Raw genomic sequence first — 12,765 nt, forward strand, 5'->3', positions numbered from 1 at the left:
AGTTAACTTAGTATCAATCTTAAAAAGCTAGCGACGTTTTTGTAGATGTTCAGCATTTGGTAGTACTTGCTTCTCACTTAAGTATTTCCAATAGCGCTGCGGTAGGTACTGCTTATGCAGACGTGGGTTTTTACGCTCTTTGATATTGACGTTGGTAAAGTACCCTTGCCAGAATTTCTGATAGCGCTGCTCATCTTCGCTATGAATGCTGGCAGGATTGCGCAGTACCGCATCATCAAGGTCAGTAATCGTTTGCAGGGCAGCGGGGCGCTTGGGCGTGCTTTGGCTTTTGTCATAATAAATACCATAATTACGAGTCAAATCATAAATCGCCCAATGCTGATCTTGATAACGCTGACGAAAGTGCTCACCAATCAATGGCAAGACATTAAAGTCAGGCTCAACGCGGGCAAAGTAAATATCGTCAGTCGTATGCTCAAAGCGTACAAAGGCTTCCATACGATGCTTCTCACGACCAACGGACTTGACCGTTTGCACCAGCTCTAAAACATTAAGATTACCCAAATCTTCCATAATGGCACGGCTAGGGTAGTCGATGGCATATTTAACCACCTGAAATAAAGTCGTGCCGACATGGTCTTTTTCTGATAAAAATCCCCACAGAATGTTGCGCATACCTGAGCGACCTAATAACTTATGCAGCTTGGTGAGTACGCGTTCGGCATGATTTTTATCTGTAGTAACGCTGTCTGCCTGAGCTATCAATGAAGGTGTATAACAGTCTTGAGCAATTAGCTGTAAGGATTCATCGTCCTGTAACTTATTAGCATAGACATAAAATACCGCACTGAGCCAACCTTCAAAACTGGGCTCATAAAGCACAATACTGGGCGTTAATTGACCGATAAGATAGTCATGACTTTGCATCAGTTGTGACATTTATGTTCCTATTTAAAATAGCGGTAATTAAAACCGTACTCATTAAAACCATGCTGACTAAAACAGTGCTAACTGCCCACTGCGTTGATCTTTATATTTGGTCTGCGTTTGTGCCAGTACGTATTGACGGAAGTTGTCACGCGTTAAATGGGCAAGATGTTCGTTTTTACCCGTCGTTGCGATAAAGTATTTGGCGCGATTAACCGCCGCACCCATTTTCTTCAAATGATAAAGCGTCAATTGATTAAACTTGCGTGCCTTGACTATCTTTTTAGCGGTTTTGGTGCCGATACCGGGAATACGCACAATCATCTCGTAAGTGGCGGTTTGAATATTAACCGGAAAATGCTCGCGATGGCGGATTGCCCAAGCAAGTTTCGGGTCGCAATCCAAGTCTAGAAATGGCGAATCTGGCTCAACGATTTCGTGCGCGCCAAAGCCATAAAAACGCATCAGCCAATCAGCTTGATACAGACGATTTTCACGTATCATAGGGACAGGCGTACCGATAGCTGGCAAGCGACTATCAGACAACATCGGCACATAGCCAGAGTAGTAAACGCGCTTAAGATCATATTGCTTATAAAAATGATTCGATAGCTGAATCACTTGCAAGTCAGTCTCATTACTGGCGCCAACAATCATTTGACTGGTCTGACCTGCTGGCACAAATTTCGGCGCTTTTTTATGCGTTTTACGGCTCTCACGAATGGTGATGATTTCTTCTTTCACCGTTTGCATTGGTGCTTTTAATTGCTCATGAGATTTTTCTGGTGCGAGTAAAGCCAAGCCTGATTTAGTAGGGATTTCGATATTGACGCTAAGGCGATCGGCATAAAGCCCCGCTTCTAATAACAATTCTTTTGACGCGCCGGGAATAGTTTTTAAATGAATATAACCATTGAAACGCTCACGGGTACGCAATATCTTGGCAACCTCGACCAAGCGCTCCATCGTATAGTCGCCACTTTTAAAAATCCCAGAGCTGAGAAACAGCCCTTCGATATAGTTGCGACGATAAAACTGCATGGTTAAATCAACCACTTCTTCGACACTAAAAGCTGCACGCGGGGTGTCATTACTTTTGCGTGACGTGCAATAAGCACAGTCGTAAATACAGTGATTGGTTAAGAGGATTTTAAGAAGGCTGACGCAGCGTCCGTCTTCGGTATAGCTGTGACAAATACCAGTTGCTGAAGCATCGCCAAGCCCACCGCCTTGGTTTTTTCGTGTACCAGCGGAGGAGGAGCAAGAGACATCATACTTAGCAGCATCGGCTAAGATATTAAGTTTGCCTTGCAGTCGTTCATAATTGATGGTTGCCATGAGCGGTATTTACCAATGCATTAATGAACGACTATTTTAACAAAATTGGCATTAAGTCATTGTAAGTATTGGAGAATTTCAAGAACAATACGACAGATAGTGTCGTTAGGTGACAGTAGTTTATTATCGAGAAGTTATAGCTGAAGAATTACTGCCGAAAAGTTACTATCAAAAATAGGTTAGTTGTTTATATTCTCTATAAACAAAAAAGCCCTGCATTAGCAGGACTTTTAGAGTAGTTATTCAGCAGATATTTTTTATACAAGATAACTATTATTGAACTTTCGCACGTATAACCACCGTTTGCGGTGCGTTAGCAGGAAGGTCAACCAAGTTCCATTTTAGTCCAGAATAGTTTTCTGTGATGACTACAGTATTGCCAACTTGTTGGATAGTTTGATAGCTGTCGCCGCCAGTGGTGGCAAGCGTTGGCAATGGACTGTTTAATGATAACAGTTGCACGCCGTTTGGTAATGACACCATCGCATTGATATCAGTAACAGGCTGCGCTGTGGTATTGGTATAAGTGGTGTGATATTCGATGATGTCGCCAGGCGCGATATGATTGGCTGGTACGGCTACTTCGCGACCATCTTTGTTTTTTAATATTTTCATGACTTTGGTTTGTGCATTGACCACACCAGGGGTGCTAAACGTTGGGACCAGTTGCAGAGCGTCTAAAGAGGTAGATACGATTTGCGTCGTTGCCGGTTGGTTAGTCACTATGGTCGTCGTTGGCGCATTGATGACTGGCAATTGGGTAGCTGTCATCACAGGCAAGACTTCTGTCACGCTAGTCATTGGCACGGCTATGACATCTACTCTGCTGGTTTGATTGGTCATCTGGTTTGTCACAGGCACGCTCGTAACCGTGGCACTGCCTTGGGTAACGACCGTATTGCTAACACCGTTACTGGCGACTTGGCGAACCGTATAGCGCGGAACATTGGTCACTTGTGTCACCGCAAACGGCATGCCATCTTGCATGGTAATGCTATTAGGCGTTGCGGTGATGACCGCCGTTTTACCATCAGAATACTGCTCAACCACCGTCGTGCTACCAACAGACGAGCTAACCGCTATCTCAGGCGCGGCATTGGCTGTGGCGATAGACATCACTGCGCCTGCCAACAGTGCTGATACTGCGGTAAATGCCGTTGTTTTTTGAATGCTACCTGATGAACGATGAATAGTAGTAGTCATAATAAAGTCCTTTAAAGTTATAATAAGTAAAACAAAAATGACAAACACTTAGATAAAAATACCCTCGTTAATTGACTCTATAGAGCAGATTAACGAGGGTAGCAGTACTAATAATAGTCAGAAACAGCCAAACGATATAAGCTATCTATCGAAGCGTGTTATCAAACGATAAAATCATAAACTATCGAATTACTAATTTATCCGTCATTACTTTAATGAATAGCTAAGTATGTGCCATGCGCCCAATTATTTAGCCATTTCAACTCAACAATTATGCGCTAAAACGAATTGAGTAGAAAAGCAGCGTTGTGTAACTGCTCTCCTATAAACAATAACTTTTTGTGTGCTTTGCTTTATATATTTCTTAAGAAAACTACTATTTTACTCACTATAAAAGCCAACCAGATTAATCATAAATCACTTTCATGATTTCGTATTCGACCACGCCTTTTGGTGTTTCAATACGAGCTTCGTCGCCTTCAGATTTACCAATCAGACCACGCGCGATAGGCGAGTTGACTGAGATTTTACCGGCTTTAAAATCCGCTTCGTCATCACCAACGATTTTGTATTGTTTTTCTTCTTCGGTGTCCATGTTTTCGATAACGACACTAACACCGAATATAACACGGCCATCTTTTGGTAACGTCGTCGGGTCAATCACTTGCGCGCCGCCAAGTTTGGCTTCGATATCACGGATACGCGCTTCACAAAAACCTTGTTGTTCGCGGGCTGCATGATATTCAGCATTTTCTTTTAAATCGCCGTGTTCGCGAGCTTCAGCGATAGAAGCGGTGATGCGTGGACGGTCGACACTTTTTAACTGCTTTAATTCGGCTTCTAGAGCCGCATGTCCTTGCGGAGTCATGGGATAACGTTGCATGTTTTTTCCTTAAACCAATAACACCACACCATCTCCTACTCCTAGTGAGATGGTGTCAGTGTTGTTGCAATGAGTATGTGAAGATATAAAAAGAATGAGGTTTAGACTTAGATTGCGTCATCAGTAAATGCGCGCTTATCTATGAGCGTATATACACTGCTAGATAATGCACATTAACCTTACGTAATAAAAAGCATAGTCGCAGTTTAGCCACTATGCTTTTTAGGTCTATCTTTTTAAAAATTTGTTTTTTTAAAGTAATACGTTTTTTAAAGCACTAGTGTTATATAAAAATAGATAACAAGTTTTGCATTAGCTATTCAACAAGCACTGCAATTATGCTTAATCTACTGAAATTATGCTGCCAAGTCAATAGAGCTATGCGATAGTCTTTGCTTGTTCGTGCAAATCTTGTAGCTTATACACATCAAATGGTAAGTCAATGGCATAAGATTTACAAACCGCGTCTGCTGCGCCCAAAGTCGTCACATAAAACACTTTACCTTGTAGAGCACTACGGCGGATAGAGAATGAATCCTCTTGTGCCTGTTTGCCTTCAGTGGTATTGATAATAAGGTCGATTTTACCATTTTTCAAGGCATCGACGATATGCGGACGACCTTCAGTGACCTTATTGATTTGTTTGCACTCAATACCATTGTCTGCCAATACTTTTTGCGTACCAGCAGTCGCAACGATATCAAAGCCAAAGTCGATTAGCTGACGGGCGATAGGGGCAACTTGTTCTTTATCGCTATCACGTACAGAGATAAAGACGGTTTTGGTTTCGCCCTCAGTTGGCAGACCTGGCAAGCGCTCATTACTACCGATAACTGCTTTGTAGAATGCTTCGCCAAAGGTTTTACCAACGCCCATGACTTCACCGGTTGATTTCATCTCAGGGCTCAAGATTGGATCAACACCAGGGAATTTAGCAAATGGGAATACCGCTTCTTTGACGGCAAAAAATGACGGTACAATTTCTGTGGTAAAGCCTTGGTCTTTCAATGACGTGCCAGCCATACAGCGAGCTGCGATTTGCGCTAAAGAAGTACCAATACATTTAGAAACAAACGGCACGGTACGCGCAGCACGTGGGTTAACTTCTAAAATATAAACCGTTTCACCTTTTACCGCAAACTGGACGTTCATCAGACCGATAACGCCAAGCTCTTTTGCCATCGCAACCGTTTGCGCGCGCATCACATCACACAGCTCATCAGATAATGAGTAAGGCGGCAGTGAACAGGCTGAGTCACCAGAGTGTACGCCCGCTTGTTCGATATGCTGCATGATGCCGCCAATCACGACGTCTGTACCGTCGCTAACACAGTCAACATCGACTTCAATGGCATCATCTAAGAAGCGATCGAGCAATACTGGCGCTTCATTTGAGGCTTGTACGGCAGTACGTAGGTAATGTCTGAGCTCATCTTCGTTATAGACAATCTCCATCGCGCGACCACCGAGTACATAAGATGGGCGTACTACTAATGGATAACCAACGTCTTTTGCTTTGACCAAACCATCTTCTAAGCTGGTGGCTAGGGCATTGGTTGGTTGAATAAGATTCAATTGCTGAATCATATGTTGGAAGCGTTCGCGATCTTCAGCGCGGTCAATCGCATCCGGACTGGTACCAATGATTTTGACGCCAGCAGCTTCAAGGGCGCGGGCCAGTTTCAATGGTGTTTGACCACCAAACTGTACAATCACGCCATCAGGATTTTCTATACGGACAATCTCTAACACATCTTCAAGCGTGATTGGCTCAAAGTAGAGGCGGTCAGAAGTATCATAATCGGTTGAAACCGTTTCAGGGTTACAGTTGACCATGATGGTCTCGTAGCCGTCTTCGCGCATGGCAAGTGCTGCGTGGACACAGCAATAGTCAAACTCGATACCTTGGCCGATACGGTTAGGACCGCCGCCGATCACCATGATTTTCTTGTTATTCGTTGGGTTGGCTTCACATTCGCTGTCGTACGTTGAGTACATATAAGCAGTACTGGTGGCAAATTCTGCGGCACAGGTATCGACGCGCTTATATACTGGATAAACGTTTAAATCCCAACGTTTGGTGCGTAGCTGCTTTTGTGAGACACCAAGCAGTTTCGCCAAACGCAAATCTGATAAGCCTTTACGCTTAAAGCTGCGTAAGTTCTTTTCAGTTAAACTACCAAAACCTAAGGCTTTAACTTGCGCTTCGGTTTTGACGATATCTTCAATTTGTACCAAAAACCATGGGTCGATTTTGGTTAAGTTAAATACTTCATCGACGCTCATGCCAATGCGGAAAGCATCTGCAATATAATAAATGCGTTCAGGCGTTGGAATAGTTAAGCGATTATTAATTTCGCTACGTGCCTTTTCAATGCTCACTTTTGATAAGTCAATTTGCTCATCAAAACCATCATTGCCGGTTTCCATGCCGCGCAGTGCTTTTTGCATCGATTCTTGAAAGTTACGACCAATCGCCATCACTTCACCAACCGATTTCATTTGGGTTGATAAAACATTATCGGCTTGCGGGAATTTCTCAAAGTTGAATCTCGGTATCTTAGTGACGACATAATCAAGCGCAGGCTCGAAGCTCGCTGGCGTTTTGCCACCCGTGATATCATTTTGCAACTCATCTAGCGTATAACCAATCGCTAGTTTGGCCGCGATTTTAGCAATCGGGAAGCCAGTGGCTTTTGATGCCAATGCTGATGAGCGTGATACACGTGGGTTCATCTCGATAACGACCATACGACCAGTATCAGGGTTGATACCGAACTGGACGTTTGAGCCACCCGTTTCAACACCAATCTCACGCAGTACTGCCAATGAAGCATTACGCATGATTTGATATTCTTTATCCGTCAAAGTTTGTGCTGGTGCAACGGTGATTGAGTCGCCTGTATGCACGCCCATTGGGTCAAAGTTCTCAATCGCACAGATGATGATACAGTTGTCGTTTTTGTCACGAACCACTTCCATCTCATACTCTTTCCAACCGATTAACGATTCATCGATCAGTAATTGATGGTTTGGCGACAAGTCAAAGCCGCGCTCACAAATCTCGATAAATTCGTCGCGGTTATAAGCGATGCCCCCGCCTGAACCACCCATCGTAAATGAGGGACGAATGATACATGGATAGCCCATTTTTTCTTGGGTTGCAAAGGCTTCTTCCATAGTCTCAGCCGTTTCAGCGCGTGGGCATTCAAGGCCGATGCGTTTCATTGCTTTATCAAATAAGTTGCGGTCTTCTGCCATCTCGATTGAGTCTTTGGTTGCACCAATCAATTCGCAGTTATATTTGGTCAATACGCCATGCTTATCTAGTTCTAAGGCACAGTTTAGCGCCGTCTGTCCACCCATGGTTGGCAAGATAGCGTCAGGACGTTCTTTAGCAATAATTTGCTCAACCGTTTGCCATGTAATTGGCTCGATATAAGTCGCATCAGCCATAGCAGGGTCAGTCATGATGGTCGCAGGGTTTGAGTTGACCAAGATGACGCGGTAGCCTTCTTCTTTTAGTGCTTTACAAGCTTGGGCACCTGAATAGTCAAACTCACACGCTTGACCGATGACGATAGGACCTGCGCCTATGATAAGAATACTTTTTATGTCGGTACGTTTTGGCATAGTTAAGGCTACCTTCGTTTGGGTGATATTTTGATTAATCTGTATTTTCAATAGAGCTTATCGTGTTTGGTCTGGAGTAGCTTGAAACACTGTCTGTGCTTCAAGCTTTATGCTTATATGTTGCTTGTAGTTAATTAGCGATAACTTAAGCTTTAGCGGCTGCCATCATCTCTGCAAATTTATCAAATAGTGGCGCGGCATCGTGCGGCCCAGGGCTTGCTTCTGGGTGACCTTGGAAGCTAAAGACTGGCTTATTGGTCAGCTCAATCCCTTGGTTGGTACCATCGAATAATGAGCGATGAGTAGGTTTGACGTTGGCAGGTAGTGTGTCTTCATCAACCGCGAAACCATGGTTTTGACTGGTAATCATAACGGTACCCGTGGCCAAATCTTGTACGGGATGGTTAGCACCATGATGACCGGTTTTCATTTTGATGGTATTTGCACCGCTGGCAAGACCAATCAGCTGATGACCTAGGCAGATGCCAAAAGTTGGAATGTCCGTTTCTTCAATGATATGACGTACCGCATCGATAGCATAGTCACAAGCAGCTGGGTCGCCAGGGCCGTTTGATAAGAAAATGCCGTCTGGATTCATTGCTAACACATCTGCGATAGGTGTTTGCGCTGGTACGACGGTTACATGGCAGCCGCGGTCAACAAGCATACGTAGGATATTGGTTTTGCTACCGAAGTCATAGGCGACCACGTTATATTTTGCTTCGACATGCGTACCCAAATGCTTAAAGAAGCCACCCGTACCGCTATCATGGCTACCTGGTACATCGCGGTTCAGTAGAGTGTCTGATAAATCCCAGCTACCGGCTGTCCATTCAAACGTCGTCGGTGTACAGCATTCTTTTGCCAAGTCCATCCCTTCGATACCAGCGAACTCTTGCGCCAGTTTGATGGCTTGCTGTTCATCTTCGCTGCTAATCGTTGAACCGTTAGAAGCGGTCATGATACAGCCGTTTTGAGCACCTTTATCACGTAGTAGGCGGGTCAATTGGCGGGTATCAATATCAGCAATAGCGACCGTATCATGGCTCTGTAGATAATCACTCAATGATTGAGAGTTGCGGAAGTTTGAAGTGACCATCGTTGCATCGCGGATAATAAGACCGTCAGCCCACACTTGATGACCGTTACCAGACTCGACATCTTCAGCGTTGGTACCAGTATTGCCAATGTGCGGATAAGTAAGCGTGACCAGCTGACGCGCATAACTTGGGTCAGTTAGGATTTCTTGGTACCCTGTCATGGCCGTATTAAATACCACCTCACCGACACGATGACCGAGACTACCGATGCTCAAACCGCGAAAAATCGTACCGTCTGCTAGTGCCAAAATTGCTTGTATTTCTGCCGATGAATTCAAGGGTTGCCTCCGCTGTTATTGGTGAGTGCCATGATGTTTTACGGTTAAAAACTTGCTCTAAAGTGCGTTTTAATCTCTACCTAACGGCTGTTAAATAATGATAAAAAAGTGTTAAAGCCAAATTTTTTCCACAAAAAAGCGAGAAGACATCATCGATGAAAAGGTACAGGATTCACTAAGGGGTGAATAAGTAACTTACATCATGTCCGCTCGCTTTGGCACAGATTTTGCGCATTATACTAGAGTTTTGCGTTAAGGGCTAGCACCTTCTCTCGTCTGTTATTTTTCGATCTATATTTAGCGCCATTTTAAGATAAGGACACGTCTTAAGACCAATCAGATGAGACAGTATAGTCAGTTCAAAATAAAAGCGATATGTTATAGCTATGTGCGACTGGTATAAATTTTCCTTGCTTGCTGTTATCACAGAGGCTACGAAAAATTCATCCCAGTCGCACTGTATCGATTTTAGAGTAATTCTACTATAGCGTTGCTGTCACTTTATTAAATCAGACACGTTTTTAAATAAGCCAAATAACTGACTGTTAAAAATTATAATGTACCGATAAGCCATAATAGTCGGGTGATAAATTGGTGGCGATATGCAATTGGTCGTCATAATAGCTTTTGGTTAAATACATACTGCTGGCAATACCTAAGGCAGCGCCCGCCAGAACGTCAGTCACATCATGCTCATCGGCCTCAACGCGGCTATATGCCACAAATCCTGCACCAATATAAGCAGGAATGCTATATTCTAAACCATAGCGTTTATGAATAAAGCTGGCACCCTGAAATGCCACTGAAGTATGACCAGAAGGGAAGGAGTCCTCATCACGACCGTTGGGGCGCTCTTTATCTATCACTGACTTTAGCACTTGTGTCGCAGCAAGGTTGGTCGCAAATGAATAGTAAAATTGCTGACGACCCTCTTTATCATCCATATAATAAGTGCTACCGTAAGCAGCAGCTGGAATGGCAAAGGCCAGCACATCGCCTACCTTACTAGTAGTGCTACTGTCAGCGTGGGCAGGGATGGCAGCCATCAAGCTGGTCGATAATAAAATGATAGGGGCGTATTTTTTGCTGATCATCACTGCGATCCTAAAAAGGGTTGGTGAGCGTTGATTGCCTCTATAAAATTCTATAGTTACTTTATAGGGATAAATGGCATACGGCTTTATTCTAAATTCTCATTGCTCTATTGATTGGCGGCAGCATTATACTATAAAGTTTTTATCTTTCTTTACAACTATCATGCTTTAAGTCACATTTATTTGTGGCACGCTTTTTACCATATATATACTTGTATAAAAATAACTACTAAGGATGGATGATGATTTATCAATATTTAGACAAAACGCCAGAGTTTGCAGTCCCATTTAATGGTTGGGTTGCTGATACTGCACGGGTGATAGGCGATGTGTATTTGGGTCATAAGGCCAACGTCTGGTTTGGGGCGGTGATTCGCGGTGACAACGAGCGTATTCATATCGGTGATTATAGTAACGTGCAAGAAAACAGCGTCATTCATACCGATGCAGGGATTGAGGTTAAAATCGGCGATTACGTCACCATTGGCCATTTAGCGATGCTGCATGGCTGCGAAGTTGGTGATAATAGCTTGATTGGTATTGGCGCGGTGGTATTGAATAATGCCAAAATCGGTAAAAACTGTATCATTGGTGCCAAAGCTTTAGTCACCGAAGGTAAAGAGATTCCGGATAATTCGCTGGTGATGGGCGCGCCGGCAAAAGTGGTCAAAACCTTGAGCGATGAGCAGGCGGCAATGTTAAAACTATCAGCGCTGCACTATAGCGAACGTTGTCAGAAATTTAAAACCGGCCTAACAGAAATAGCGATGCCTGATTAATTGCTATAGATGTTAGAACAATAGGAGTCAGAGCAATTTTATAAAAAAGAGGATGGTTTTATAGTAACCCATTCTCTTTATAGATGTTAAATTATAGCTGTTTTTTTATGTTGTGATGCTTTTTATGCAAACGGTCGTTATGCCATTAGCATCATGATAAGCCAAATAATGGCAAAAATGATAATGCCAATAATCAGGCCGCGAAAGATATCATGGCGTATAGAGTGGTCACTAAGGTAACGATTATTACCCGTCTCGTCGATATTTAAGGCATTGACGCTTTCAGCACCGGCGCTTTTACCGACGATAAAACCCATTAACGCCCCCAAAACTAACATAAATGGGGTAAATAACCAGAATATCTCGCCATTGCCCATACCGGCGATTGAGCGAATAACAACGATGGCAAGGTCGATAAGTAAGCCGCCAAAACCATACATCAAGCCATTTAACAGCGCATAAAGCAGACGCTCTAAAGGCGATTGATAGCTTTTGCCTAACTGCCGTCGCCTGATTTCTCTGATGGAGCGGGCAGGACGTCGCGGTCGGTTGGACAAAGCAGTTTTATCATCAGGCGCTTTCATAAATTTCTCTATTGTTATTATCAAGCAGGCTAAAGATAAGCTAATGAGATATTAAAGTAAACAAGTTAGCATAATTATGTTCGGTAAACAGTAGACTTATAGCGCATGATGCAGCACATTTTATATTCAATATTTTTTCTAAAACATTTTATAGTCAAAAAATTATCTCTTTAATAAACAAAAAATAAGGTTCCATTATGCAGGCAGCACAAGCAGAACAAGCGTCGAAAGAGTTGGCACTCTTTGATTTAGACCATACGTTACTTGACGTCGATAGCGACTATCTTTGGGGTGAGTATATCGTCAAGCACAATCTGGTTGACGAAGCCGAGTACCGTACCGCCAATCAAAAGTTTTATCAAGATTATATCGAAGGTACGCTTGATGCGACCGAATACAATGAGTTTGTCGCGCAATTTTTGAGTAGCTTGCCGATGGACAGACTGCATGAGCTACGCGAAGATTATATTAAGACGGAAATCGAGCCGCACATTCGCCCAAAAGCCATGGAGGCGCTCTGTCATCACGTTGAGCAGGGTCACGACGTAGTGATTATTTCTGCCACCAATGATTTTGTGGTGTCGGCAATTGCTAAGCGTTTTGGTATTGAAGATAGTAATGTACTATCGACACCACTTGAGATACAAAACGAGCGTTATACCGGTAAATTAACCGATAAGCCCAATTTTAAAGAAGGTAAAATCTACCATCTAGACAAGTGGCTTAATAAAAAGCAATTAGCGGGTATCATTTTTGATAAAACTTATGCCTATTCAGATTCCAAAAATGACATTCCATTACTCGAATGGGCGGATGTGGCTATCTGCGTGTCACCCGATGATGCCCTGCATGCGCACGCGCTGGCCCATCGCTGGGCAGTAGAGGATTGGTCGATTTAGCTGGTCTATAACTATTTAATATAAAGGCAGTATTAATTAGCCAACTATTTAGCATCAATCTCATTTAAAATAGCGTCATATCAGTA

Annotated in this window: 10 protein-coding genes; 2 read left to right on the forward strand and 8 right to left on the reverse strand. The window is 43.3% G+C overall.

Annotated elements, in window-relative coordinates; translation table 11 throughout:
• Positions 1-27 precede the first annotated feature (27 nt).
• From JMX13_RS01735 to JMX13_RS01765, 7 genes are all read right to left on the reverse strand, one after another.
• A complete protein-coding gene (locus tag JMX13_RS01735) occupies positions 28-900 on the reverse strand; it encodes a TIGR03915 family putative DNA repair protein (RefSeq protein WP_201609135.1) in 873 nt (290 codons plus the stop codon).
• A gap of 57 nt (positions 901-957) precedes the next feature.
• Positions 958-2,226: a putative DNA modification/repair radical SAM protein gene (locus JMX13_RS01740; protein ID WP_201609137.1), complete on the reverse strand. Its 1,269-nt coding sequence runs from the start codon at positions 2,224-2,226 to the stop codon at positions 958-960.
• 273 nt (positions 2,227-2,499) lie between these two features.
• On the reverse strand, positions 2,500-3,429 hold the full coding sequence (locus tag JMX13_RS01745; RefSeq protein WP_201609139.1) for a hypothetical protein: 930 nt from the start codon (positions 3,427-3,429) through the stop codon (positions 2,500-2,502).
• 406 nt (positions 3,430-3,835) lie between these two features.
• The gene (gene greA / locus JMX13_RS01750; protein ID WP_079691347.1) at positions 3,836-4,312 is read right to left on the reverse strand and encodes a transcription elongation factor GreA; all 477 of its coding nucleotides are present in this window, start codon (positions 4,310-4,312) and stop codon (positions 3,836-3,838) included.
• 378 nt (positions 4,313-4,690) lie between these two features.
• Complete coding sequence (carB, locus tag JMX13_RS01755; protein WP_201609144.1) at positions 4,691-7,945, reverse strand: carbamoyl-phosphate synthase large subunit; 3,255 nt, start codon at positions 7,943-7,945, stop codon at positions 4,691-4,693.
• Positions 7,946-8,090: 145 nt separating this feature from the next.
• Positions 8,091-9,323: a glutamine-hydrolyzing carbamoyl-phosphate synthase small subunit gene (carA, locus tag JMX13_RS01760; RefSeq protein WP_201609149.1), complete on the reverse strand. Its 1,233-nt coding sequence runs from the start codon at positions 9,321-9,323 to the stop codon at positions 8,091-8,093.
• Positions 9,324-9,868: 545 nt separating this feature from the next.
• Complete coding sequence (locus tag JMX13_RS01765; RefSeq protein WP_201609150.1) at positions 9,869-10,417, reverse strand: phosphatase PAP2 family protein; 549 nt, start codon at positions 10,415-10,417, stop codon at positions 9,869-9,871.
• 242 nt (positions 10,418-10,659) lie between these two features.
• On the opposite strand from JMX13_RS01765, the gene JMX13_RS01770 reads away from it, so the two are divergent.
• Entirely contained in the window at positions 10,660-11,196 is a 537-nt protein-coding gene (locus JMX13_RS01770; RefSeq protein ID WP_201609151.1) for a gamma carbonic anhydrase family protein, read from the forward strand.
• 137 nt (positions 11,197-11,333) lie between these two features.
• Here JMX13_RS01770 and JMX13_RS01775 read toward each other — a convergent pair whose 3' ends face one another.
• Complete coding sequence (locus tag JMX13_RS01775) at positions 11,334-11,780, reverse strand: hypothetical protein (RefSeq protein WP_201609153.1); 447 nt, start codon at positions 11,778-11,780, stop codon at positions 11,334-11,336.
• Positions 11,781-11,977: 197 nt separating this feature from the next.
• Here JMX13_RS01775 and JMX13_RS01780 point away from each other — a divergent pair, with 197 nt between their 5' ends.
• Positions 11,978-12,679 carry an HAD family hydrolase gene (locus tag JMX13_RS01780; protein WP_201609155.1) on the forward strand — a complete coding sequence of 234 codons (702 nt, stop codon included), beginning with the start codon at positions 11,978-11,980 and terminating at the stop codon, positions 12,677-12,679.
• The last annotated feature ends 86 nt before the right edge of the window (positions 12,680-12,765 follow it).

This window comes from Psychrobacter immobilis, from assembly GCF_904846285.1.
Classification (GTDB): Bacteria; Pseudomonadota; Gammaproteobacteria; order Pseudomonadales; family Moraxellaceae; genus Psychrobacter; species Psychrobacter immobilis_D.